This window comes from Sphingobium phenoxybenzoativorans (assembly GCF_018286635.1).
Taxonomy (GTDB): Bacteria; Pseudomonadota; Alphaproteobacteria; order Sphingomonadales; family Sphingomonadaceae; genus Sphingobium; species Sphingobium phenoxybenzoativorans.
Map to the genome: position 1 here is coordinate 4,064,902 of NZ_CP073910.1, position 23,332 is coordinate 4,088,233.

22 protein-coding genes are annotated in these 23,332 nt (G+C 62.2%); 18 read left to right on the forward strand and 4 right to left on the reverse strand.

What is annotated here, in order from left to right:
- Nucleotides 1–93 precede the first annotated feature (93 nt).
- The gene (locus KFK14_RS20210) at nt 94–978 is read left to right on the forward strand and encodes a LysR family transcriptional regulator (RefSeq protein WP_212608958.1); all 885 of its coding nucleotides are present in this window, start codon (nt 94–96) and stop codon (nt 976–978) included.
- A 13-nt stretch (nt 979–991) separates the two neighbouring features.
- Here the strand turns inward: KFK14_RS20210 and KFK14_RS20215 are convergent, their stop codons facing one another.
- The gene (locus KFK14_RS20215) at nt 992–2,632 is read right to left on the reverse strand and encodes a PQQ-dependent sugar dehydrogenase (RefSeq protein ID WP_212608959.1); all 1,641 of its coding nucleotides are present in this window, start codon (nt 2,630–2,632) and stop codon (nt 992–994) included.
- A 263-nt stretch (nt 2,633–2,895) separates the two neighbouring features.
- Here KFK14_RS20215 and KFK14_RS20220 point away from each other — a divergent pair, with 263 nt between their 5' ends.
- Together KFK14_RS20220 and uvrA are read left to right on the forward strand one after the other, a co-directional pair.
- Nucleotides 2,896–4,029, forward strand: coding sequence for an epoxide hydrolase family protein (locus KFK14_RS20220; RefSeq protein ID WP_212608960.1), 1,134 nt, complete (start codon nt 2,896–2,898; stop codon nt 4,027–4,029).
- A gap of 208 nt (nt 4,030–4,237) precedes the next feature.
- Entirely contained in the window at nt 4,238–7,240 is a 3,003-nt protein-coding gene (gene uvrA, locus KFK14_RS20225; protein ID WP_212608961.1) for an excinuclease ABC subunit UvrA, read from the forward strand.
- Between the two features lie 8 nt (nt 7,241–7,248).
- Here uvrA and KFK14_RS20230 read toward each other — a convergent pair whose 3' ends face one another.
- On the reverse strand, nt 7,249–8,133 hold the full coding sequence (locus KFK14_RS20230) for a DUF7946 domain-containing protein (protein ID WP_212608962.1): 885 nt from the start codon (nt 8,131–8,133) through the stop codon (nt 7,249–7,251).
- A 156-nt stretch (nt 8,134–8,289) separates the two neighbouring features.
- On the opposite strand from KFK14_RS20230, the gene relB reads away from it, so the two are divergent.
- The 6 genes from relB to KFK14_RS20260 all read left to right on the forward strand — a co-directional run bounded on the left by relB (nt 8,290) and on the right by KFK14_RS20260 (nt 12,014).
- On the forward strand, nt 8,290–8,466 hold the full coding sequence (gene relB, locus KFK14_RS20235; protein WP_212608963.1) for a type II toxin-antitoxin system RelB family antitoxin: 177 nt from the start codon (nt 8,290–8,292) through the stop codon (nt 8,464–8,466).
- On the forward strand, nt 8,466–8,741 hold the full coding sequence (locus KFK14_RS20240; RefSeq protein WP_139139438.1) for a type II toxin-antitoxin system RelE/ParE family toxin: 276 nt from the start codon (nt 8,466–8,468) through the stop codon (nt 8,739–8,741). The genes relB and KFK14_RS20240 overlap by 1 nt, the downstream gene beginning before the upstream one ends.
- 83 nt (nt 8,742–8,824) lie before the next feature.
- A complete protein-coding gene (locus KFK14_RS20245; protein ID WP_212608964.1) occupies nt 8,825–10,360 on the forward strand; it encodes a hypothetical protein in 1,536 nt (511 codons plus the stop codon).
- 224 nt (nt 10,361–10,584) lie between these two features.
- Nucleotides 10,585–10,785: a hypothetical protein gene (locus KFK14_RS20250; RefSeq protein ID WP_212608965.1), complete on the forward strand. Its 201-nt coding sequence runs from the start codon at nt 10,585–10,587 to the stop codon at nt 10,783–10,785.
- Nucleotides 10,786–10,958: 173 nt separating this feature from the next.
- A complete protein-coding gene (locus tag KFK14_RS20255) occupies nt 10,959–11,375 on the forward strand; it encodes a glycine zipper 2TM domain-containing protein (protein ID WP_212608966.1) in 417 nt (138 codons plus the stop codon).
- A gap of 474 nt (nt 11,376–11,849) precedes the next feature.
- Nucleotides 11,850–12,014: a hypothetical protein gene (locus KFK14_RS20260; RefSeq protein WP_171905887.1), complete on the forward strand. Its 165-nt coding sequence runs from the start codon at nt 11,850–11,852 to the stop codon at nt 12,012–12,014.
- Nucleotides 12,015–12,018: 4 nt separating this feature from the next.
- On the opposite strand, the gene KFK14_RS20265 is transcribed toward KFK14_RS20260, so the two are convergent.
- Nucleotides 12,019–12,420 carry a low affinity iron permease family protein gene (locus KFK14_RS20265; protein ID WP_212608967.1) on the reverse strand — a complete coding sequence of 134 codons (402 nt, stop codon included), beginning with the start codon at nt 12,418–12,420 and terminating at the stop codon, nt 12,019–12,021.
- 80 nt (nt 12,421–12,500) lie between these two features.
- Here KFK14_RS20265 and KFK14_RS20270 point away from each other — a divergent pair, with 80 nt between their 5' ends.
- The 4 genes from KFK14_RS20270 (at nt 12,501) to KFK14_RS20285 (ending at nt 15,918) form a co-directional block, all read left to right on the forward strand.
- Entirely contained in the window at nt 12,501–12,833 is a 333-nt protein-coding gene (locus KFK14_RS20270) for a hypothetical protein (protein WP_070156987.1), read from the forward strand.
- Nucleotides 12,834–12,989: 156 nt separating this feature from the next.
- Entirely contained in the window at nt 12,990–14,189 is a 1,200-nt protein-coding gene (sucC, locus tag KFK14_RS20275) for an ADP-forming succinate--CoA ligase subunit beta (RefSeq protein ID WP_070156986.1), read from the forward strand.
- A 50-nt stretch (nt 14,190–14,239) separates the two neighbouring features.
- Nucleotides 14,240–14,989: an electron transfer flavoprotein subunit beta/FixA family protein gene (locus KFK14_RS20280; RefSeq protein WP_070156985.1), complete on the forward strand. Its 750-nt coding sequence runs from the start codon at nt 14,240–14,242 to the stop codon at nt 14,987–14,989.
- Nucleotides 14,986–15,918, forward strand: a complete 933-nt coding sequence (locus KFK14_RS20285; protein ID WP_212608968.1) for an electron transfer flavoprotein subunit alpha/FixB family protein — start codon at nt 14,986–14,988, stop codon at nt 15,916–15,918. Before KFK14_RS20280 ends, KFK14_RS20285 begins: the two co-directional genes overlap by 4 nt.
- A 51-nt stretch (nt 15,919–15,969) precedes the next feature.
- On the opposite strand, the gene nhaA is transcribed toward KFK14_RS20285, so the two are convergent.
- Entirely contained in the window at nt 15,970–17,229 is a 1,260-nt protein-coding gene (gene nhaA / locus KFK14_RS20290; protein ID WP_212608969.1) for a Na+/H+ antiporter NhaA, read from the reverse strand.
- 164 nt (nt 17,230–17,393) lie between these two features.
- On the opposite strand from nhaA, the gene KFK14_RS20295 reads away from it, so the two are divergent.
- The 5 genes from KFK14_RS20295 (at nt 17,394) to KFK14_RS20315 (ending at nt 23,332) form a co-directional block, all read left to right on the forward strand.
- Complete coding sequence (locus KFK14_RS20295; protein WP_281417194.1) at nt 17,394–18,773, forward strand: glycosyl transferase family protein; 1,380 nt, start codon at nt 17,394–17,396, stop codon at nt 18,771–18,773.
- A 65-nt stretch (nt 18,774–18,838) separates the two neighbouring features.
- Nucleotides 18,839–19,813, forward strand: a complete 975-nt coding sequence (locus KFK14_RS20300) for a hypothetical protein (RefSeq protein ID WP_212608971.1) — start codon at nt 18,839–18,841, stop codon at nt 19,811–19,813.
- Between the two features lie 82 nt (nt 19,814–19,895).
- Nucleotides 19,896–20,810: a sulfite exporter TauE/SafE family protein gene (locus tag KFK14_RS20305; protein WP_212608972.1), complete on the forward strand. Its 915-nt coding sequence runs from the start codon at nt 19,896–19,898 to the stop codon at nt 20,808–20,810.
- A gap of 2 nt (nt 20,811–20,812) precedes the next feature.
- The gene (locus KFK14_RS20310) at nt 20,813–21,565 is read left to right on the forward strand and encodes a TIGR02186 family protein (RefSeq protein ID WP_212608973.1); all 753 of its coding nucleotides are present in this window, start codon (nt 20,813–20,815) and stop codon (nt 21,563–21,565) included.
- Nucleotides 21,566–21,715: 150 nt separating this feature from the next.
- Nucleotides 21,716–23,332: an ATP-binding protein gene (locus KFK14_RS20315; protein WP_246524718.1), complete on the forward strand. Its 1,617-nt coding sequence runs from the start codon at nt 21,716–21,718 to the stop codon at nt 23,330–23,332.

Here is a 23,332-nt window from a genome sequence, read left to right on the forward strand (position 1 = left end):
CAAATCGATGTGGGCGGGTTTGTAGCTGTTGCACAGAAGGTGATAAAGGGCGGAATCTGCAATTCATTATAACCGTACAGGGATAATCCGGGCATGGCCGCATGGGACGGTTTCGACGAATTCGCCGCGGTCGCCGCCGCCGGGACCTTCTCCGGCGGCGCGGCGGTGATGGGCGTGTCCACCTCGCATATGAGCCGCGCCGTCGCCCGCCTTGAAAACCGGATGCAGGCGCAGCTTTTCCACCGCACCACCCGCTCCGTCCGCCTGACCGACGCGGGCCGCATATTCCTCGATCACTGCACCCGGATGATCCAGGAGCGGGATGAGGTCATTGCCCTGATGAACGAGCAGGACGAGCCGCAGGGCGACCTGCGCGTCACTTGCTCCAATGCCATGGGCGAGCGGTTCGTCGCGCCCATCCTGCGCGCTTTCGCGATCGCCAATCCCCGCCTCAACGTGACGCTGGAACTCACCAACCGCCTCGTCGATCTGGTGGCGGAGGGCTATGACGTCGCCATCCGCACCGGCCACCTGCCCGACAGCCGCCTCATCGCCACCCGCATCGCCTCGCGCACCCTCTATACCTGCGCCTCGCCGGACTATCTCGCCGCGCACGGCACCCCGGTCAGCCTGGCCGATCTCGACCGGCACCAGTGCCTTGCGGGCACGTCGACCACCTGGCACTTCACCCATCGCGGGCGCAGGAGCACGCACAGGCCCAGGGGCCGCTGGCGCTGCAACAGCGGCGCGGCCGTGGTGGACGCGGCGCTGGCGGGCATGGGCCTGTGCCAGCTTCCCGAATTTTACATCCTGCCCCACCTCGCCAGCGGCCGCCTGACGCTTGTGCTGGACGATCACCGGGCGGACGACGAGCCGATCTGGGCCGTCTATCCCCAGCGCCGCCACATGCTGCCCAAGATCACCGGACTGGTGGAGGCGCTCCGCCGGGAACTGCCCCAGGCGCTGCAGATCGCCTGAGGCTATTCCCCGGTCAGCGCCCCGCCTTGCCCGGCTCGGTCTTTTCCAGGAACGCCGTGATCTGCAGCAGCGTTTCCAGATCGTCGATCGGCGCGGTCATCATCTTCGTCCCCGGATAATAGGATTGCGGGTTCGCTATGAACGCGACCAGGCTGTCATGATCCCACTGGACCGCCGTCTTGGGGTCGCGCAGCGCGGCCGAATAGGCGAAGCCCGGCAGGGAGCCTGACCGGCGCTTGGCGACGCCGTTCAGGTCCGGCCCGATCTCGCCGGTCGTGAAGCTGCCCGCGCTGTGACAGCTTGAGCAATTCTGGCCGAACAGCGTCTTGGCCTTCGCCTCGTCATATTTGAAGGCGAACAGCACCTGCGTATATTTCTCCTGATACACGCCGCGCCGCGCGAAATCCTCGACCATATTGCCGCCGCTGGGCAGGGCGTAGGGCTTGGCGACCCGGCCGCTTTCCGCCTTGTCCGGCTTGCCGGGGCGCAGGCGCAGCAACCGGCCCTTGGCGGAATCGGTGATGACGTAGATATAGCCGTCCGGCCCCATCGCGGCGGACCGGATGCGCTCGCGCAGGTCGCTGAGCAGCGCCTCCTCCTGCACCACCTTGCCGTCCTGCACGCGCAGGCGGCGCAGCACATGGCCCATCAGTTCGCTGGCGAAAAAGTCGCCGCGCCATTGCGGGAAGCGGTCGCCGCTATATTCCATCAGGTCGCCCGGCGCGCGCGAGGGCGACCAGACCGCCACGGGATCGACGAAATCCGGCCCGTCCTGCATGTCGGACATCGCCCGGCCGGAATAATCGAAGCCCCAGCTTACCAGCGGCCAGCCATAATTGCCGCCCGGCTTGACCAGATTAAGCTCGTCGCCGCCCTTCGGCCCGATGTCGATTGTCCAGACATTGCCGTCGGAGCCGAGCGCGATGCCCGCCGAATTGCGGAAGCCGATGGCCCACAGCTCCGGCCGGGCGCCCGCCTCCTTGCTGAACGGCCCATTGGCGACCGCGCTGCCATCCCGGTTCAGGTGAATGATCTTGCCCGACTGATTGTCCAGCCGCTGGACCATGCCGCGGCTGCCCTGACCGCCCGACCCGACGCCGACCAGCATCGTCTTGTCCGGCATGAACAGGATGCGCATGATGCTGGGGCCGCCCGGAGGGGCTGGCGCGGACGTGCTGAAGATCACTTTCTGGTCGACCAGCGTGTGGCCATCCAGCCGCGCTTTCAGGATGGATCCGGTGCGGGCGCTGTCGGTGCCGGTGACGAAGGTGAAGAACAGCGTCTGGTTGGACGCGAAGTCCGGGTCCGGCTTCACATCCAGCAGCCCGTCGAAGATGCTTGTGTTCAGCACTTCGGGCGTGCCCTCGATCGGCTTGGGGTCCAGCACGCCGTTGCGCACGACGCGCAGCCGCCCCGGCCGCTCGGTGATCAGCATGTCGCCATTGGGCAGCCATGTCATCGCCCAGGGGTGATCCAGTCCCTCGATCAACTGTTCGGCCCAGTGACCGGGTTCCGCTACAGCCTGCTTTTCCGTGGCCGGTCCGGGCGTACATGCCGTAAGCGCCATGCCGGCCATGGCGAGGGCCGACGCGGCCGCAAGCGCCCAGCGCCGGCGAGAATGTCCATTGTCATGCTGTATTGACGCGCTTTTCACACTCACCTCTCCTGTCACAGTCGGCTCTTTTCAAGCTCAACCCGATACCCGCCATACAAAGCGAGAATCCGAATCGGAGTATGCGTTATCCTCTTTGGAAAACAATCAACTTTGCTGCTTTTTTCTTTAAGGAAGGGGCGAACCGTTGCAGGGCGCATGTCGCCTCACGAACATGCATGCACACATCCAAAAAATATTGCGCTTAGTCGAAATTACCGGCAGTAAATCGCAATATTGCATGCAAATAAGGCTGAACGACTGTCATGCCCGCCATAGAGCCGTACCGCCTCGCCATCCCCGAAAGCGCGCTGGACGATCTGCGCGCCCGCCTGCGCAACGCGCGCTGGCCGGAGCGCGAGACGGTCGGCGATGCCTCCCAGGGCGTTCAGCGCGACGATCTGCAGAGCCTGTGCGCCTATTGGGCCGATGGCTATGACTGGCGCCGGTGCGAGGCGCGGCTCAACGCCCTCGGCCAATATCGCACGCGGATAGACGATCTCGACATCCATTTCCTGCATGTGAAATCGCCGCACCCCGGCGCCATGCCGCTCATCCTGACGCATGGCTGGCCGGGATCGGTCATCGAATTTCTGAAAGTCATCGGCCCGCTGACTGATCCTGTCGCGCATGGCGGCGATGCGGCCGATGCCTTTCATGTCGTCATTCCCTCCCTGCCCGGACACGGCTTCTCCGGCATTCCGGAAAAGGCGGGATGGGGCGTGCAACGCATCGCCCGCTGCTGGATCGCCCTCATGAAGCGGCTCGGCTATGACCGTTTCGTCGCGCAGGGCGGGGACTGGGGGTCGCTCGTCACCACGGCCATCGGGGTCATCCATCCGCCGGAATGCCTGGCGATCCACCTGAACATGCCGCTCGCCTTCCCCAACCCGCAGGAGCAGGCGGACTGGACCAGGGAGGAAGCCGCCAGCGCCGCCGCCTTCGACCATTTCATAGCCGACGGGTCGGGCTATTCCATGCTCCAGCGCACCCGGCCCCAGACGGTCGGCTACGGCCTTGTCGACTCCCCGCTGTTCCAGGCCGCCTGGATTTACGAGAAGCTGACCGCATGGGTGGACGGCGACATCGGTGCGGTGCTGACCCGCGACGAAATCCTCGACAATATCATGCTCTACTGGCTGCCAGGCACCGGCGCATCGGCCGCCCGGCTCTATTGGGAAAGCATGCTGGACGCCGCCACGCTCGGCGTCACCAGCCTTCCCGCCGGCGTCACCCTTTATCCCAAGGAAGTGCTCCGCCCCTCCCGCCGCTGGGTGGAGCGCCTGCACCGCAACCTCATCCACTGGAGCGAACCGGCAAAGGGCGGCCACTTCGCCGCCTTCGAACAACCCGCCAGCTTCGTCGAGGAAATCAGGACCTGCTTCCGCATGGTGCGGTGATTGACGGCACCATTTGTCGCGCCGCCACGCCCTCGGTGCGCGCTACGCCCGGCATCAGTAAAACCCCCGCCGCACCGGATCGCGGCGCGGCGCATTGCGCCTGCGGCGAATGCCACCCATATGCCGTTGCAACCCCCTTGCCCCGATAGAACAAATCTGGAACAAGCTCCTACATGCTGACTCATATCAAAAAGCATCGGTGTTCCGAATGCTGACTCATATTTCCGTGCGCGGGGCGCGCGAGCACAACCTTAAGGGCGTGGATGTCGATCTGCCCCGCGACAGCCTGATCGTGATCACCGGGCTTTCGGGGTCGGGCAAGTCGTCGCTCGCCTTCGACACCATCTATGCCGAGGGGCAGCGGCGCTATGTGGAGTCCCTCTCCGCCTATGCGCGCCAGTTTCTGGAGATGATGCAGAAGCCGGACGTCGAGCATATTGACGGCCTGTCCCCGGCGATCAGCATCGAGCAAAAGACGACCAGCCGCAATCCGCGCTCCACCGTCGCCACCGTGACCGAGATTTACGACTATATGCGCCTGCTATGGGCGCGGGTCGGCATCCCCTATTCGCCCGTCACGGGCCTCCCCATCAGCGCGCAGACGGTCAGCCAGATGGTCGACCGCGTGATGACCCTGCCGGAAGGGACGCGCTTCTACCTGCTCGCCCCCGTGGTGCGCGGGCGGAAGGGCGAATATCGCAAGGAACTGGCCGAATGGCAGAAGGCGGGCTTCACCCGCGTCCGCATCGACGGCGAACTCTACCCGATCGAGGACGCCCCCGCCCTCGACAAGAAATACAAGCATGACATCGAGGTGGTCGTCGACCGCCTGGCGGTGAAGGCCGACATGGCGACGCGCCTGGCCGAGAGCTTCGAGGCGGCGCTGAAGCTGGCCGATGGGTTGGCTTATGTGGATCTGGCCGATGGGACGGTTGCGGACCTCAAACTCCCCTCCCCTTCAGGGGAGGGGCCGGGGGTGGGGCCTGTCGAGGAGACGCAGCGTTTGGGGACACCCCCAACCCCAAACCCCTCCCCTGAAGGGGAGGGGCTTAAGAAAGGCATGAAAAACGCCGGCATCCCCGCCAACCGCATCGTCTTTTCCGAAAAATTCGCCTGCCCCGTCTCCGGCTTCACCATTCCGGAGATCGAGCCCCGCCTCTTCTCCTTCAACGCCCCCCAGGGCGCCTGCCCCGCCTGCGATGGCCTCGGCGAGAAGCTGGAGTTCGACCAGCAGCTCGTCGTCCCCAATGAGGACCTTTCGCTCAAGAAGGGCGCGATCGTCCCCTGGGCCAAGTCCAACCCGCCCAGCCCCTATTATATGCAGGTGCTCGCCTCGCTGGCGAAGGAGTTCGGCTTCTCCCTCGACACGCCGTGGAAGGACCTGCCCGGCGAGGTTCAGCTCATCATCCTGCACGGCACCGGCGGCAAGCCCGTCACCCTGCGCTTCGTCGACGGCAAGAAGTCCTATGAGGTGAAGAAGCCGTTCGAGGGCGTCATCGGCAATCTCAACCGCCGCATGCTCCAGACCGAGAGCGCCTGGATGCGCGAGGAGCTTGGCAAATATCAGACCGCCCAGCCCTGCGAGACCTGCGAGGGCGCGCGCCTGAAGCCGGAGGCCCGCGCGGTCAAGATCGCGGGCGAGGACATCTCCATCTCCACCCGCCGCTCGGTGGTGGACGCGCTCGGCTTCTTCTCGACCCTCCCCGCGCATTTGAACGATCAGCAGAACCAGATCGCCAAGGCCATCCTCAAGGAAATCGTCGAGCGGCTCGGCTTCCTCAACAATGTCGGCCTCGACTATCTGAACCTCGACCGCACATCCGGCACCCTGTCGGGCGGCGAGAGCCAGCGCATCCGCCTCGCGTCGCAGATCGGCTCCGGCCTCTCCGGCGTGCTCTACGTGCTCGACGAGCCCAGCATCGGCCTGCACCAGCGGGACAATGACCGGCTGCTCATCACCCTCAAGCGCCTGCGCGACCTCGGCAACACCGTCATCGTCGTCGAGCATGACGAGGATGCGATCCGCACCGCCGACTATATCGTCGACATGGGGCCGGGCGCGGGCGTCCACGGCGGCAGCATCGTCGCGCAGGGCACCCTGCCCGAACTGCTGGCGCACAAGGACAGCGTCACCGCCGATTATCTGAACGGCACCCGCCGCATCGACGTGCCGCCCAAGCGCCGCAAGGGCTCCGGCAAGAAGCTCACCGTCCACAACGCCCGCGCCAACAATCTGCGCGGCGTCACGGCCAGCATCCCGCTCGGCACCTTCACCTGCATCACCGGCGTCAGCGGATCGGGCAAGTCCAGCTTCACAATCGACACGCTTTACGCCGCGTCGGCCCGTGCGCTGAACGGCGCGCGCATCATCGCCGGCGCGCATGACAAGGTGACGGGCCTGGAACATTGCGACAAGGTGATCGACATCGACCAGTCGCCCATTGGCCGCACCCCGCGCTCCAACCCCGCCACCTACACCGGCGCCTTCACCAACATCCGCGACTGGTTCGCGGGCCTCCCCGAAGCGCAGGCGCGCGGCTACAAGCCCGGCCGCTTCAGCTTCAACGTGAAGGGCGGCCGGTGCGAGGCGTGCCAGGGCGACGGCGTGCTGAAGATAGAGATGCACTTCCTCCCTGACGTCTACGTCACCTGCGACGTGTGCCACGGCGCGCGCTACAACCGCGAGACGCTGGAGGTGAAGTTCAAGGGCAAGAGCATCGCCGACGTGCTGGACATGACGGTCGAGGACGCGGTGGAATTCTTCAAGGCCGTCCCGCCGATCCGCGACAAGATGGCGATGCTGGCCGAAGTGGGCCTGGGCTACGTCAAGGTCGGCCAGCAGGCGACGACCCTGTCGGGCGGCGAGGCCCAGCGCGTGAAACTCGCCAAGGAACTGAGCCGGAGAGCCACCGGCAACACGCTCTACATCCTCGACGAACCCACCACCGGCCTGCATTTCGAGGATGTCCGCAAGCTGCTCGAAGTCCTCCACGCCCTCGTCGAACAGGGCAACAGCGTGGTCGTGATCGAACATAATCTCGACGTCATCAAGACCGCCGACTGGATCATCGACATGGGACCGGAGGGCGGAGTGAAGGGCGGCGAAGTTGTTGCGGAAGGGACGCCGGAAAAGGTGGCGAAGGAGCCGCGGTCATTCACCGGGCACTACCTCGCGCCGCTGCTGGGGTTGGAGAGTGTGGCGGCGGAGTGAAGCTACAGTCATATAGACCCGGACATACTGCTGTTACTTACACTGTAAGCTATGTATTTTTTTATTACGCCTGAGGGACTGACTAGTTTTCTAGCGATCATGTATATTTTAGCTTCTCCTCGAGATCGAGCCAATGCATTAGATCTCAGACTTGCAGTAACAAGATTGATACTTTCATAAATTTGAGCTTCTTCGGAAAGTTCAAACGGGATTGGCCGTTGATCCTCAACAGTGAAAATTCTTCCTTTATAAGTATTAGAATTATAGCTCGTCACAAATCCGGATATTTCTACAGATTCGGGTATTTCTTTTGTTTGAGATATATAGTCATAGGTTCCTCTATCTAGTATTGTCGATAACATCATAGTACCACGTGGTACTATAAATTTTACATCTGCCTGATCAGCACTCTGAGACTGCACCATTGGTCTATGTAAATTTTTGATAGCAACTTCACATTTTTCAATAACACTATCCAGTCTATTTTCATTTAATTCTGGAATGCCAATATTTTTTTCTTTGGATTCCTCGATTAATTGCCCGAGACTCTTATCAAAGTCGACATGGACACCTAGCGATCCTGATATTACGTAGTCGTATGCAGAATACATAATGTGACCAACAACGGAATCATGTGATGCTTGGCCCGCAGCCCAGACAGTGCCGACAATTCCAGCAACAATCTTCCAACTTCCAGCTTCAGGAGGTTCCACAAGTAGACGAGCGCCGCGCAAGCTAGGCGCCTGGGTGATCACCTCTCCATTGAGGACAGCGTGAGCAGTTATTGCTAAGGAGCGCTCAAAGCCAATTAACGCTTGAGCCACATCATAAAATTCAATCTTCCCTTTATCGGATTCACCACCTGTGAATCGAAGTTCAGCTTTAATTGACATGCTCGCCCCCACGGATTGCGCGTCTCAACGTCAATCTCGCTGATATTCTCAACTCCACCAACTCCAGAAACGCCGCAAATGGACCTATTTTTAGTTTGCATGCTTCACTCGCGACTCAATATTGGCATGCCTTCCCTCAACTGATATTGTCACTCCATGACCAAGCTTACCTCCATCGAGTCCGAATTCGCGACGACCGAGGAAGCGGAAGCCTATGACGCGTGGTTCCGGGCCACTGTCGAGGCGCGGATGGCGTCGGACAAGCCGGGCATCCCCCATGACGAAGTTATGGCGCGGATGCAGGCCATCATTGACCGGCGAAAACAGCTCTGATGCTGGCGCTCATCTGGCACCCGGAGGCGCTCGATGATCTTGAGAACATACTAGACTTCATAGAGGTTCAGAACCCGTCCGCCGCCGGGCGGATCGGAGAGGCCATCCGCCATACTGCCGGCCAGCTACCCAACCATCCCTATATGTATCGCACAGGCCGCGTGCCCGGCACACGCGAAGCCCTCGTCACGCCCAATTATATTCTCGTCTATCGCGTTGCCGCCCACGCCATAGAAATACTCGCCGTCAAACACACCCGCCAGCAATACCCCTGACGCCTCCCACCCCCTGTCCTACACCCCCAAAAATCGCATACCTATCCTGTCCACCTGCGTCTTTGCGATCAGAGAGGACAGCCATGCCTAATCCCCCTGCCCACCGGCCCCCGGCCTATTGGAATGATCTGACCGATGAGGAGCGCGCCGCCGTCATGGCGAACGGCCCCGTGCCCTGGGACTATGACAGCGACGCCGAATTTGCGGAGGCAGAGGCCGCTTTCCAGGCCCGGCGCGCCGCAGAGCAAGCAGCGGAGGAGGAAGCGCATCGCGTCCCGCCCGCTCCTTATCCCCCCGCCCAATCCGGCAAAGCAGCACCCGGCAAAACCCTCTCCGGCAAAACCCCCTCCGGCAAAACCAAGCCCAGCAAAACCTCCCCCGCTAAAACCCACTCCCGCGCAGCGCCTCCCGGCACGGACTCCGCCGCCCCGCCCGCCCCTGCCTCAGACATACCGGCCGCCGCATCGTCGCACGTCTCATCGCCCGCCGCGTCACCTCCCCACGCGCCATCTCCCGCCGCTGCCCCCTCCGGCGCCGCATCCCCGCCACCCGACGCCACCACCCCAACCCGCGCCGACGGCTGGACCGCCGCCCGCCAGCGCAGCTTCCTGGAATCCTTGGCGGAGGGACACAGCGTGGAGGCCGCCTGCCGCATCGTCGGCATGACGCATCAGTCCGCCTATAATTTCCGCCGCCGCGCCACCGGGACCGCCTTCGCGCTTGGCTGGGACGCGGCGCTGCTGCTCGCGCGGCAGAAGCTCGCCGACACGCTGATGGTCCGCGCGATCGAGGGGCAGACCGAGACGATCACCCGCGCCAATGGCGACGTGGTGGAGCGGCACCGCTATGACAATCGCCTCGCCACCGCCATGCTGACCCGGCTTGACCGGCTGGCCGATGCGCAGGCGCGGGAGGGGACGCACCAGGCCGCCCGCATGGTCGCGCAGGAATTCGACGCCTTCCTGTCCGTGCTGGACAGCGACAGCCCGGCCCGCGCCGCCCTGTTCCTTTATGGCCGGGCGGAGGCGAATGCCGCCGGCGTCACGCCGGACCTCGCCCCCGTCGTCGCCCTCGCCCGCGCCGACCGCTTCGTGCGCACCGGCGCGGCGATGGCGGCGGAGGTCGACATATCCGACCTGGACGTCGACCGGCGGAAGGACTGGACCGGCGAGCAATGGCAACGGGCGGAGGCGTCCGGCCTTGTCCGGATCGCCCCAGAGCCGGAGCCGGAGCCGGAAACGGACGAAGATGATGACGATGGCAACCCGCAACTTCCGCAACTTCCCAATGCCGTCCGGGCGGCGCTGGGGCTGGAATGCGACGATGAGATCTGGAAGGAACCGGCCATATGGCGGGGCGCCGGGCCGCGGGACGAGCCTGTCTGGCGTGACGCGAAGGCCGATGAGTGGCGCACCCGTTTCCCGCCGCCGCCCGGCTTCGACGGGGAGGAATTTGGCGAATATTGGTATCATCTCGATTATGAGCGCACGCTGACGGACGAGGAAATGGCCGTGCTGGAGGCCGGCGTGGATGCGCAGATCGCGGCGCAGCGGGAACAGGATGAGGCGCTGCGGGCGAAGTGGATGAAAACGCCCTGGTTCGAAACCCTCATCGATTAGGGGCGGCATCGCGTTTCTCGTTCTGGCCGGAACCATGCTGCGCCGGGCGGTTGCATAGCGATTTGCCGTTCGCCCTGAGCCTGTCGAAGGGCCGAACGGAGGAAGCTGCACAAGACCCCGCCCCCACGGAACCCCCGCCGCCCCGGACCGTTACCCCCCTGTCCACAGCCCATCGGTTCCACACCCCATCGGCCTCAACCCCCTCGCACATAGGAGCGATACAGATGCTCAGAACCATTATCGCCGGCGCCCTTATCGGTTTCGCGGGCAAGAAGCTTTATGAATCGGGCGCGCTCAAGGGCTTCACCGACGATCTTAAGAGCCGCCTCAGCGACGCGCACATCGCGAACAACCCGGCCACCGCGCCGGCTCCCGCCCCCGCGCCCGTCCCCAACCGCGCGCCGCCCACCGCGCCAACGGTCTGACCGGCGCAGCGGGCGAGGGAGCGGCGGACAAGAGGCGCGGCAGGGGGCGCGGCGATCCAGCCGCCCCGTCCGCCGGGCTTCTCCGCCTCCGCCGCCTCCCGCCCACCATTTTCCTCCGGCCGCCATTTCGGGCTGCCGGATTTTACCGGCACCATTTCAACGGAGAGCATGTCATGCGCGCCCCCATCCTTGCCGCCGCCATCGTCGCGGCCCTGCCCCTCACCGCCTGCGTCTCGGACGGCTATAATGACCGGCCGCGCGGCGACTATGGCTATCGGGACCGGGACCGGGGCGATCATCGCGGCGACCGCTACCGGGGCGACGGCTATCGGGGCGACAGGCGGGACCGGGACGGCCGCCCGCCCCGCTATCTGCGCGACAATGACCAGATCTATCGCGGCAATGACGGCAGCTATTATTGCAAGCGGGATGACGGCACCACCGGCACCATCGTCGGCGCGATCGCCGGCGGCGTGCTCGGTAATGTCATCGCGCCGGGCGGCAGCAAGACGCTGGGCACCATCCTGGGCGGCGCGGGCGGCGCGATTGCCGGCCGTGCGATCGACAAGAACGATATACGCTGCGAGTAGGATGCGGACTGGCCGGAATGCGCGCCCGAATGCGCGCCGGAATGCGCGGCCGGGAATCTATGGACGGAATCTATGGCCGGAATGGCGGATTGGACCGGCATCGGGGGCGGGCGAAACACCGCCCCCATCGCCCTGCCCGCGCCCTATCCGCGCCCGCCCGCAACTCTCCGGCCCCGCCGAGTCGGCGGGATATCATTCCCATGCCGCCCGGTCATGGCCGAGTCGCTCGCCGCAGGGGGATCAGAAACGCTGTCCGGTTCGGCCGCTTTGCCGTTGAAATCGCTTGGTTAACGCATTTTTCCCATAAATGCCGGGTTGGGTTGCACCGAGTCCGGGATGAACGTGACTCGCGTTAACCATATTCCCCATGCTAGACTTCGCAGCAGGATGGTGTCGCGGCCATCTCCAATGACAGGGAGCCGGACCACCGGCCCAAGACCTCAATTCCGAATCTGCGTTAGGAGGAGGCCGAACATGTTGGACGTGAACTATCTTCTGCATCGTCAGCAGATGTCTTTGCTCCGCGCTGCGATCGCCGACAGCCCTGAAAGCCGGGCCGCTCATGAGGGGCTGGCCAGGGAATATACCGCAAAGGTCCGGGCCTATCGGCAACTCAACCGTCAGGCCGCCGCCGCTTGATCCCTCACCGCCGCTGGATCACCCGGTCCAGCAGCAATTTGCTGTGCTTTGCATCGTCGTCATTATTCTTCTCCAGCGCGGCGCTGATCTGTTGAAGCTGCGCCTCGGTCAGATGCTCTATGCCGATAAAGCCGTTGCGGGCGCTGCGGCTGGCCCGGATCAGCTCGTCCAGCTTCGCCTGGATCGCCGCAGCATCCCGGTTCTGGGCGTTCTGGATCAGGAACACCATCAGGAAGGTGACAATCGTCGTGCCGGTGTTGATGACCAGTTGCCAGGTGTCGGAATAATGGAAAAGCGGCCCGGTGCAGCCCCAGATCAGCACAACGGCCAGCGCCACCATGAACGCGCCCGGCCGCCCCGCCCAGCTCGCCACCTTATGGGAAAATTCTGCGAAAATCCGGTCCATGCCCATTCCTTCTCTCGACGCCGCCATCCGCGGCGCATCCGTAAAAGCCCTGTTCAGCTTGGCTGTGGCATAGCATGGCCATGGCCGTTTCACTCCCCCGCATCGCCGCGCTCGCCGCAGTTCCCGCCCTGCTTCTCGCCGGATGTGCGACCGTCTCTCCAGAGGCGAGAGTCCGCGCCAATCTGATCGAGGCGGGGCTGTCTCCCCGCATGGCCGGGTGCATGGCGGAACGGATGGTCGACCGGCTGAGCATCAATCAGCTACGCCAGCTCAAATCCTTCGCCTCGGTGCGGAACGCCGACATGCGGGACATGACGGTGGACCGTTTCCTCTACAAGCTGCGCGCGCTCGACGACCCGGAGATTTTCTCCGTCACCAGCCGCGCCGCGCTGAGTTGTGCAATAGCAGGCTGACCCAGCGTCACTTCGCAAGTCATCCCGGAAAATGGCCGCAAAAGTTTTGCAATTTTGCAAAATGATTCTGCGAAGTAGGGCTGGCGTTCCCATTTCCCCTGTGCTTAAGCAGCCTGACTTAGTTATCCCCTCAGGAAAAAAGGGCAGGCTGCACCCATGAACATTCACGAATATCAGGCCAAGGAACTCCTTGCGAAATATGGTGCCCCCATCGCTGCCGGGTACGCCGCTTTCACCGTGGATGAGGCGGTGGACGCCGCAAAGAAGCTTCCTGGGCCGCTATATGTCGTGAAATCGCAAATCCATGCCGGTGGCCGCGGCAAGGGCAAGTTCAAGGAACTCGCCCCCGAAGCCAAGGGCGGCGTCCGCCTCGCCTTCAATCTCGACGAGGTGAAGGCTCATGCGTCGGACATGCTCGGCAATACGCTGGTGACGATCCAGACGGGTGATGCAGGCAAGCAGGTCAACCGTCTGTATGTCACCGACGGCGCTGACATCGCCAAGGAATTTTATCTGGCCCTTCTGGTGGATCGCACCAGCAGCGAAGTCGCTTTCGTCGTATCGACCGAAGGCGGCATGGACATTGAGGAGGTCGCCCACTCGACGCCGGAGAAGATCCACACCTTCTCCGTCGACCCCGCGACCGGCTTCATGCCCCATCATGGCCGCACTGTCGCTGCGGCTCTGGGCCTGAGCGGCGATCAGGCGAAGCAGGCTGCGAAGGTTGCGGAATCACTTTACAATGCCTTCCTTGGCACGGACGCGGCGCAGATTGAGATCAACCCGCTGGCGCTGACCGAGCAGGGCAATCTTCTGGTGCTTGACGCCAAGGTTGGCTTCGATGGCAACGCCCTGTTCCGTCACAAGGACTTGATGGAACTGCGCGACGAAACCGAGGAGGATCCGGCCGAGCTGGAAGCTTCCAAATATGACCTGGCCTATATCAAGCTGGATGGCGACATCGGCTGCATGGTCAACGGCGCCGGCCTCGCCATGGCGACGATGGACATCATCAAGCTCAACGGCATGTTCCCCGCAAACTTCCTCGACGTCGGCGGCGGCGCGAGCAAGGAGAAGGTGACGGCGGCGTTCAAGATCATTCTGGCCGATCCCAATGTGAAGGGCATTCTGGTCAACATCTTCGGCGGCATCATGAAGTGCGACATCATTGCCGAGGGCATCGTCGCCGCCGCGAAGGAAGTGAATCTGTCCGTGCCGCTGGTCGTCCGTCTCGAAGGCACGAATGTTCAGCAGGGCAAGGACATATTGGCAGGCTCCGGTCTCGCCATCGTACCGGCCGACGATCTGGGCGATGCTGCACGCAAGATCGTGGCGGAAGTCAAACAGGCGGCCTGAAGCCGAACAAAACATATCCCCAGGTAGAGGTTTAGACCGGAGGTCATACTATGAAGATCCTCGTGCCCGTAAAACGGGTGATAGATTATAATGTGAAGCCGCGGGTGAAAGCGGACGGCACGGGCGTCGATCTGGCGAACGTAAAGATGTCGATGAACCCGTTCGACGAGATCGCGGTCGAGGAAGCCATCCGCCTGAAGGAAAAGGGCGTGGCGACTGAGATCGTGGCTGTATCCATCGGCGTTGCGAAGGCGCAGGAAACGCTCCGCACCTCGCTTGCCATGGGCGCGGACCGGGCGATCCTGGTCCAGACCGATGATGAGGTCGAGCCGCTGGGCGTCGCCAAGCTGCTGGCCAAGATCGTCGAGGAAGAACAGCCGGGTCTGGTGATCCTGGGCAAGCAGGCCATTGACGACGACAGCAATCAGACCGGCCAGATGCTTGCCGCGTTACTGGGCTGGGGCCAGGGCACCTTCGCTTCCAAGGTCGAAGTTGCCGGCGATACGGTCAACGTCACCCGTGAAGTCGATGGCGGACTGGAGACGGTCGGCCTCAAGACACCGGCAATCATCACCACCGACCTGCGCCTGAACGAACCGCGCTATGCTTCGCTGCCCAATATCATGAAGGCGAAGTCCAAGCCGCTCGCGACCAAGACGCCTGCGGATTATGGCGTCGATATCAGCCCGCGTCTGGAAACGCTCAAGGTATCCGAACCGCCCAAGCGGTCGGCGGGCGTCAAGGTCGCCGATGTCGATGAACTGGTCGCGAAACTCAAGGCTCTGGGAGTTGCAGCATGACAAAGGCTCTTGTCTGGGTCGAGCATGAGGGCGGCGCCCTCAAGGATGCCACCCTTTCCGCCGTCACCGCAGCCTCGAAGCTGGGGGAAGTCCATCTGATCGTCGCCGGCAAGGGTGTCGACGGCGTTGCCGCCGAAGCGGCCAAGATCGCTGGCGTTGGCAAGGTTCATGTCGCCGACGATACCGCGTTCGACCATGCACTGGCCGAAAATGTCGCGCCTCTGATCGTCGACCTGATGGGCAGCCATGACGCTTTCGTCGCTCCGGCGACCTCGAACGGCAAGAATATCGCTCCGCGCGTCGCAGCCCTGCTGGACGTCATGCAGATCAGCGACATCCTGTCGGTCGAGAGCGAGGATACCTTCACTCGGCCGACCTATGCGGGCAACGCGATTGCAACGGTCAAGACCAAGGACGCCAGGAAGGTCATCACCGTTCGCGGAACTGCCTTCGAAAAGGCCGCCAAGGAAGGCGGCTCCGGCGCGGTCGAGGCTGTTTCGTCCACGGGCGACAAGGGCCTCTCCTCCTTCGTCGGCGCAGAGATCGCCAAGCTGGAACGTCCCGAACTCACCTCCGCCAAGATCATCGTATCGGGCGGCCGTGCGCTGAAGGACGGGCCGACCTTTGAGGAACTGATCATGCCGCTCGCCGACAAGCTCGGCGCGGCTGTCGGCGCGAGCCGCGCGGCGGTCGATGCGGGCTATGTCCCCAACGACTATCAGGTTGGCCAGACCGGCAAGATCGTTGCCCCGGAAGTCTATGTCGCCGTCGGCATCTCCGGCGCGATCCAGCATCTCGCCGGCATGAAGGACAGCAAGACCATCATCGCCATCAACAAGGATGAGGATGCGCCGATCTTCCAGGTCGCGGACATCGGTCTTGTCGGCGATCTCTTTAAGGTCGTCCCGGAACTGACCGGGAAGCTCTGAGCACCTCGGACGATCCAAAGGCCCCGGCAGCGATGCCGGGGCCTTTTTCTTTCAACTCCGAATGTCGCCATCCCCGTCGATCTCGCCGGACAATTGCGCTTCAATCGCTGCATGATCAGGATGTAGCGGAGCAAATCTCAGCACCGCAAAGCCCGCCAGAGCCGACAGCAGCGATCCGGCAAGTATCCCCAGCTTGGCTTTTTCCACCATCTCCGGCGCGCCCGGAAAGGCCAGCCCACCGATGAACAGACTCATCGTGAAGCCTATCCCACACAACAGGGCGACCCCATAAATCTGCGCCCAGGTGGCGCCGCGCGGCTTTGTCGCAAGGCCCAGGCGAACGCTCGTCCATACCGATCCGAAAATGCCGATCTGCTTGCCAAGGAACAGCGCCAAGCAAATGCCCAGGGGCAATGGCGCGAGAAACGCCGCCACAGTCACATCGCCGAGATTCAGCCCCGCATTGGCAAAGCCGAAAAGCGGCACGATGAGATAGGCGCTCCATGGATGGAGGGCGTGCTCAAGGCGATGAAGGGGACTGTCCTCCGCATCGGGCGTTCCCGGAGTCCGGCGGATCGGTATCGTCAATGCGGCAAGAACCCCGGCGATAGTCGCATGCACGCCCGACACCAGGATGGCATACCACAGGACTGTAAAGGCCAGCAGATATGGCGTCAGCGATCGCACGCCCATCCTGTTCATACCATACATGACAATCAGGATCAGCAGGGCGGCCCCGATTGCGGCGATGCTCAGGCCCTGCGTGTAGAAAAGGGCGATGACCACCACCGCTCCCATGTCATCCACGATGGCAACCGTGACCAAGAATAGCTTAAGGGACATGGGCGCCCGTGATCCAAGCAATGCCATCACACCAATGGCGAACGCGATATCCGTAGCCGCCGGGATCGCCCAGCCATTTGCAAGGGCGGCATTTCCGCCGGCGATCCACAAATATATGATCGCGGGTACAGCCATGCCGCTCGCTGCGGCCACGGCAGGGAGCAACCGCCGCTCCCATGAGGAGAGGCGGCCATCCACGATCTCTCTCTTGATCTCCAGCCCAACGAGCAGGAAGAACAGCGCCATCAACCCATCGTTGATCCAAAGATGCACCGTCATGCTGCCAAGCTGCCGCGTCAGGACCGGGCCGACGTCGGCATGGATCAACGCATGATACAGATGGGCGCTGTTTTCGGAGATATTCGCGGCGACAAGCGCCATCGCCGCGGCAAAGATCAGGATCACGCCTCCCCCCGCTTCGCTGGCGAGAAAAGACCGTAAAGCGGAGAGGGGTTTGGAATTGCTCATAATTAGTCTCAGAGCGCATAGCCGGGCCATGCGCAAGGGGGCATGTCCCAAAAGGAAACGTGCCCAGATTGGGGATAACAGGCGGTTCACCTTGTGCGCCGGGCGGGTTTATGAAACTCCTGATCAACCGATTCTGTGGGGGCAGAACGATCGCATGGGACTCGATCCTTTTGGGAATCCTATCTGCGGCGCAGCATGAAATCATGCTGTTCGCTGCGGTCGGGGTAGCTCTAGGCGGAATTGACGACCTGATCGTCGATATGCTGTTTTTCGTGCGCCATGGATGGCGACGTCTAACTGTTTACACCCGGCATCGGCCCATGAACGCCACGCGCATCCCGCTGCCGGCAGTGCCCGGCGGTCTCGCTGTCTTTATTCCCGCATGGCAGGAAGCCGATGTCATCGGCCCCATGCTCCGCACGTCGCTGCGAAGATGGGGTAAGGGCGATTACTGCATTTTCGTCGGCGTCTATCCCAACGACCCCGCCACATCGGCAGCGGTTTCTGACGCCTCTCAGGACCCCAGGATAATTACCGCCGTCACGCGGACCGACGGGCCAACAACCAAGGCCGATTGCCTCAACGCCCTCTGGCGCGAGATGCTGGAGCAGGAAAGCCATCGCGGACAACAATTCAAGGCGATCGTCCTGCATGATGCAGAGGATGTCGTACATCATGACTCCCTGCGCGTGTTGGACAGGCTGACGGACAGGTTCGATCTGGTTCAATTGCCCGTGCTGCCCCTTGTCAGCCAGCAATCCCAATGGATCGCCGGGCATTATTGTGACGAGTTTGCTGAATCTCACGGCAAATATCTGACGGTTCGGGAGGCGATAGGCGCGGCGGTGCCCTCCGCCGGCGTAGGTTGCGCCTTCTCCCGAAAAGCGCTGGCGAAACTGGCCAAGGCGCAAGACGGGCTTCCATTCGATCCCGCCTCGCTGACCGAAGATTATGAGATCGGGCTGCGCATTGCGGAAAATGGCGGGCGCGGCATTTTCGTCCGAATGCTCGACAACCGCAGGAAACCAGTCTGTACGCGCGAACATTTCCCGGAAACGCTGTCGGCCGCCATTCATCAGAAGGCGCGATGGATGATCGGCATCTCCCTGTCGGGATGGGACAGGCTGGGCTGGAAGGGCGGCATTGCTGAACTCTGGATGCGCCTGCGTGATCGGCGGTCCGCACTGGCGGCGCTGATATTATTCGCGGCCTATTTGGCATTCATCCTGTGGATATTTCTTACTGCCGCGGGGTGGTTGGGGCTTTACAGCGCCAGGCCGGTATCGCCTTTGTTGGTGGATTTGCTTTGGTTTAACGGAGTGCTGATGGCGTGGCGGGTTGCCATGCGCGCCCTGTTCGTCATCCGTTTCTACGGCGTCGAGCAAGGGCTGAGATCGATACCCCGCACAATCTTCGCGAATTTTATCGCCATTCTCGCGGCAGCGCGGGCGGTGCGGATTTATATCGGCATGTTGCGCGGACAACCCCTGGTCTGGGACAAGACGCAGCATCGCTTCCCCGCCGATCGACTGGGATATTATTGACGGTGACGGGCGGACGTCCTCTCCGCGCCTTGACGCTACTGTTGCTTGGCTGGACGGGTTGCCGCATGGCGATAGCCGGCCCCTGGGCGGCCAGCCAACCCTCGGCATGGGCGGCGGAACAGCCCTTATATGGCCGGCTCACCTTCGCCATTCCGGCGGGATCATCCTTCGAAGATCAACGCCAGGCAGTCGAACTGAAATCCGTGCGATTTGCGGCAACGCCGGGTAAAATCCTCCGGACGCCCATCCTGGATACGGATGACACCACGTCCAAGACGCCGGCAGCTACCGGCGCTCCAGTAGCGATGGAAGGCCACCAATATGCAGCGTCATCATCGGAAGCTACATTATTTCCTGAGCCTGTGTCCGGAACGCGCCCTGCAAACACCCTGTCCAATACGATTAGCCGCTGGTCTCTCGACGCTTGGATGCTCATTCGGAATGGAAGCTCCCACTTCAATCTGGCCAGCTATGGTCAGTTGGGCAGCTCCCAGGCAGGAGTCCGCGTTCAGTATGATCTGACTCCGGGCAGCAGGAGCCGCGTGGCGCCCTATGCTCGCATCACCAGCGCCCTGGCGCATCCCGCGGCGCCAGAAGCAGCCTTCGGCATCGGCTACCGCCCGGTCAGGTCATTTCCTTTCGACATCGGTGTCGAGCGGCGCGTCGCACTGGGTATGGGAGCGCGCGATGCATTCGCCATCGTCGCATCGACCGGATTTGGCCCCGCCACCATGCCCTTCGGCCTGGAAGCGGAAGGCTATGCACAGGGTGGCATTGTCGGTTTCCGCAATCGGGATGCCTTCGCCGACGGTAAATTCTCGCTCCGCACATATATCATTGACGACAGAATTGCGCTGGGAATGAGCACTTCTGGCGGCGCACAGCCTAATCTGACGCGCTTCGACATCGGACCACAGGTCCAGATGCGCTTTTCCAACGGCAGGATTCAATCGCGCATGGCTGCTGAATGGCGCCAGCGGATAACGGGGCGGGCGCAACCTGGGTCCGGCCCCGCGGTAACGCTGGTCGCCGGCTTCTAAATCATACGGGAGCGCCAAGGCTCCCATATTAGCGCGACAGATGCCTTTATATCGCCGCGCTTTGGGACTAGGCCCGTTTGGCATGGATCTCTACCTGCCCATTGCGAATCTGTCGGTGAACGCCTTCGTCATTATCGGGCTGGGCGGCGTGGTCGGTTTGCTGTCGGGCATGTTCGGTGTGGGCGGAGGGTTCCTCACAACGCCATTGCTGATCTTCTACGGCATTCCCCCGACCGTCGCAGCGGCATCTGCTGCGTCACAGGTCACAGGAGCCAGCGTCTCTGGCGTCTTCACCCATCTGTCCCGCAAAACCGTCGATATCGACATGGGCATAGTCATGGTGGTGGGCGGCATCGTCGGCGCGCTGATTGGCACCGTCCTTTTCCGGCTTCTCCAAACGCTCGGACAAATCGATACCGCCATTGCGATCCTGTACGTCCTGATGCTGGGTTCTATCGGCATGCTGATGGCCAAAGAATCCATACAATCCATCGTCGCTCTGCGCAGTGGTGTCCGGCCGACGGCGAAAAAGCGCCGTCATCATCCGTTGATCGCCGCCCTTCCCATGCGCTGGCGTTTCTATCGTTCGGGCCTTTATATTTCGCCGCTAGCGCCGTTTCTGCTAGGCGTGACGACCGGCATACTGACGATGCTGCTGGGCGTCGGCGGTGGATTTATCATGGTTCCAGCCATGCTCTACCTTCTGGGCATGACCACGCAGGTTGTCGTCGGAACCTCCCTGTTTCAGATCCTGTTCGTGACGATCGCCACGACCATGATGCACAGCATGACGACAAAGGCTGTGGACCTTGTCCTCGCCCTGCTCCTCCTTATCGGCAGCGTGGTCGGCGCACAGGTCGGTGCGCGCATCTCCATGACCGTCCGGCCTGAATATCTGCGCATGATACTGGCCTTCATCGTGCTGGTCGTCGCCATTCGCATGGCGCTCGGCCTCGGCTATCGGCCGGACGAGATATATACGGTGCAGATTCAGTGAGGATGGCGCGCCTCCTGCTGGTCGCGTTTGCGCCTCTCATGCTGGCCGCTCGTGCACCGATGCTGGTTCCGGACGTTTCCCAGCGTGAAGTGGAAATCCAATACAGCTTCACCGGCGCGGAATTGCTGCTGTTCGGCGCGATCGTCTATCCCGATGGCAAGGCGCCGCAAAAGCCAGCCGATATCGTTGTTGTTCTGAAAGGGCCGGATCAATCGATCACGATGCGCGAAAAGCAGAAGGTTGCCGGCATATGGGTCAATGCGGACAGCGCTCAATTCCGCTCCGCACCCAGCTTCTACGCAATGGCGTCGTCCCGGCCGATAGACCGGATCGTCGATGAACGCACCGCCGCCATTTACGAACTTGGCGTCGACAAGCTTCAGCTTTCTCCCGCTTCCTTGAATGACAGCGACGAGATCCAGCGGTTTCAGACCGGCCTTGTCGATCTGCGGCGAAAGACCGGCTTGTTCGTCGAGCGGCCGGGAACCGTGGAGATCACTGACGGCGTCCTGTATCGCGCCCGCCTGCCTCTGTCTGCGCGCGTCATCGTAGGCGACTATACCGCCGAGACCTTTCTGGTACAGGATGGGCGCGTGGTAGCCGCAGCGGTACGTGACGTAACAATCCGAAAGTCCGGCTTTGAAAGATTCATCGCCCTTGCCGCACAGAACTGGTCATTCCTTTATGGCCTTACCGCAGTGGCCCTTGCTGTGGGTCTTGGGTGGGCGGCAGGAGCGGTTGCGCGCAGGATTTAAGACCCGGCGTTCGATAGAAGGCGATCAATTCAATGTTAACCAGTCGCCTTTAATCCGGGCTGGTCCGTCGGCGGCTTTGCCGGCTTCGACTTGATCGAGTGCCGTATGAACGACATCCCAGCCGCGACCCAGTTCGCTCAGGCGCATAACATGCAGACACATCCCGTACTGGGAGAGGCGATGGGCTGGGTCTTCCAGATCGCCGGGTCAAGTTCACAGATCCTGATTGATGCGGGCAGGCTGGCAAATTTCGCCCATGATCCCGATCCCTGCATCGCAATGGCGGGTCAGGTCGGCAGCCAAGTGAAAATGCGGGTCGGCGCGGTTTGGCTTGTCGCAAACATCCGCTCCATGACGCTCGACCGCAGGGACCCCGGCACGATCATTGCCGATATCGACTTTCTGGGCGAAGGGGATGAGGAGCGCTTGACCGGTAAAATCTACCGCTTCCGTCGTGGCGTAACCCGCTATCCCACGCCGAACACGGAAATCTTTCCTGTGTCGAGCGCCGACATGCGGCAGATCTATGCGGCCGACGACCGGGCGCACGTCCAGATTGGCACCGTATATCCCACCAAAGATACCCGCGCCGCATTGTATGTGGATGCCCTGCTGGGCAAGCACTTCGCGCTTCTGGGTTCAACCGGCACCGGTAAATCCACATCGGCGGCGTTGATCCTGCACCGCATCTGCGACCAATCGCCGCAGGGCCATATCGTTATGGTCGATCCGCACGGCGAATATGCTGCGTCCTTTCGGAATAATGGCGCCATCCACGACGCCACCAATCTCGCCCTGCCTTATTGGCTGATGAATTTTGAGGAACATTGCGAGGTTTTCGTCACATCCGAAGGAGCGGAAAAGACGCAGGATCGCGACATTCTCGCCAAATGCCTGCTGGCCGCCCGCGCACGCAATCGCCTGGCTGAGGGCATGGCCCGGCTCACCGTCGATTCGCCGATCCCCTATCTGCTTTCCGACCTGACCACGATCCTCAGCAATGAAATGGGGAAACTGGACAAGGGAACCGGAACACTTCCCTATATGCGCCTAAAGTCGAAGATCGACGAGATCAAGGCCGACCCGCGTTATTCCTTCATGTTCTCCGGCATGTTGGTAGCGGACAGCATGCAGGCGTTCCTGACCAAGATTTTCCGTCTGCCCGCAGAAGGCAAGCCGATCTCCATCATCGACGTGTCCGCCATGCCCTCCGACATTACGTCGGTTGTGGTGTCGGTGCTTGCACGGCTTGTATTTGACTATGCCATCTGGGCGCGGGATGAACCGCAACGGCCGATCCTGCTGGTATGCGAGGAAGCGCATCGTTATATCCCCGCGACTACCACGGGCAGCGGTCAGGCCGTGCGCAAAATACTGGAGCGCATCGCGAAGGAAGGCCGTAAATATGGCGTTTCTTTGGGCCTGATTACGCAACGACCGTCGGATTTGGCCGAGGGTGTGCTGTCGCAATGCGGCACAATCATCTCCATGCGTTTGAATAACGATCGCGACCGCGCATTCGTCAGCGCCGCGATGCCGGAAGGTTCGAGAGGCTTCGTGGAATCCATTCCCGCGCTTCGAAACCGCGAATGCATCATCTGCGGCGAAGGCGTGTCGATCCCGATCCGCGTCGCTCTGGACAATCTGGAAGAACATAGGCGTCCGGCATCGAACGATCTGAGCTTCGGCGACCTGTGGCAGCAGATAGGCAACGAGCCGGATATTCTGGAACGCACAATCACGCGGTGGCGTAACCAGGGACGGTAA

What these genes read in the sequence shown, in the direction of transcription:
- KFK14_RS20240 (WP_139139438.1), top strand. Translation starts at nt 8,466, where the DNA reads ATGCTGGCGCTCATCTGGCACCCGGAGGCGCTCGATGATCTTGAGAAC.
- KFK14_RS20280 (WP_070156985.1), top strand. Translation starts at nt 14,240, where the DNA reads ATGAAGATCCTCGTGCCCGTAAAACGGGTGATAGATTATAATGTGAAG.
- uvrA (WP_212608961.1), top strand. Translation starts at nt 4,238, where the DNA reads ATGCTGACTCATATTTCCGTGCGCGGGGCGCGCGAGCACAACCTTAAG.
- sucC (WP_070156986.1), top strand. Translation starts at nt 12,990, where the DNA reads ATGAACATTCACGAATATCAGGCCAAGGAACTCCTTGCGAAATATGGT.
- KFK14_RS20305 (WP_212608972.1), top strand. Translation starts at nt 19,896, where the DNA reads ATGGATCTCTACCTGCCCATTGCGAATCTGTCGGTGAACGCCTTCGTC.
- KFK14_RS20220 (WP_212608960.1), top strand. Translation starts at nt 2,896, where the DNA reads ATGCCCGCCATAGAGCCGTACCGCCTCGCCATCCCCGAAAGCGCGCTG.
- nhaA (WP_212608969.1), bottom strand. Translation starts at nt 17,229, where the DNA reads ATGAGCAATTCCAAACCCCTCTCCGCTTTACGGTCTTTTCTCGCCAGC.
- KFK14_RS20270 (WP_070156987.1), top strand. Translation starts at nt 12,501, where the DNA reads ATGGCCGTTTCACTCCCCCGCATCGCCGCGCTCGCCGCAGTTCCCGCC.
- KFK14_RS20255 (WP_212608966.1), top strand. Translation starts at nt 10,959, where the DNA reads ATGCGCGCCCCCATCCTTGCCGCCGCCATCGTCGCGGCCCTGCCCCTC.
- KFK14_RS20285 (WP_212608968.1), top strand. Translation starts at nt 14,986, where the DNA reads ATGACAAAGGCTCTTGTCTGGGTCGAGCATGAGGGCGGCGCCCTCAAG.
- KFK14_RS20315 (WP_246524718.1), top strand. Translation starts at nt 21,716, where the DNA reads ATGCAGACACATCCCGTACTGGGAGAGGCGATGGGCTGGGTCTTCCAG.
- KFK14_RS20310 (WP_212608973.1), top strand. Translation starts at nt 20,813, where the DNA reads ATGGCGCGCCTCCTGCTGGTCGCGTTTGCGCCTCTCATGCTGGCCGCT.
- KFK14_RS20250 (WP_212608965.1), top strand. Translation starts at nt 10,585, where the DNA reads ATGCTCAGAACCATTATCGCCGGCGCCCTTATCGGTTTCGCGGGCAAG.
- relB (WP_212608963.1), top strand. Translation starts at nt 8,290, where the DNA reads ATGACCAAGCTTACCTCCATCGAGTCCGAATTCGCGACGACCGAGGAA.
- KFK14_RS20265 (WP_212608967.1), bottom strand. Translation starts at nt 12,420, where the DNA reads ATGGACCGGATTTTCGCAGAATTTTCCCATAAGGTGGCGAGCTGGGCG.
- KFK14_RS20230 (WP_212608962.1), bottom strand. Translation starts at nt 8,133, where the DNA reads ATGTCAATTAAAGCTGAACTTCGATTCACAGGTGGTGAATCCGATAAA.
- KFK14_RS20300 (WP_212608971.1), top strand. Translation starts at nt 18,839, where the DNA reads ATGGCGATAGCCGGCCCCTGGGCGGCCAGCCAACCCTCGGCATGGGCG.
- KFK14_RS20210 (WP_212608958.1), top strand. Translation starts at nt 94, where the DNA reads ATGGCCGCATGGGACGGTTTCGACGAATTCGCCGCGGTCGCCGCCGCC.
- KFK14_RS20260 (WP_171905887.1), top strand. Translation starts at nt 11,850, where the DNA reads ATGTTGGACGTGAACTATCTTCTGCATCGTCAGCAGATGTCTTTGCTC.
- KFK14_RS20245 (WP_212608964.1), top strand. Translation starts at nt 8,825, where the DNA reads ATGCCTAATCCCCCTGCCCACCGGCCCCCGGCCTATTGGAATGATCTG.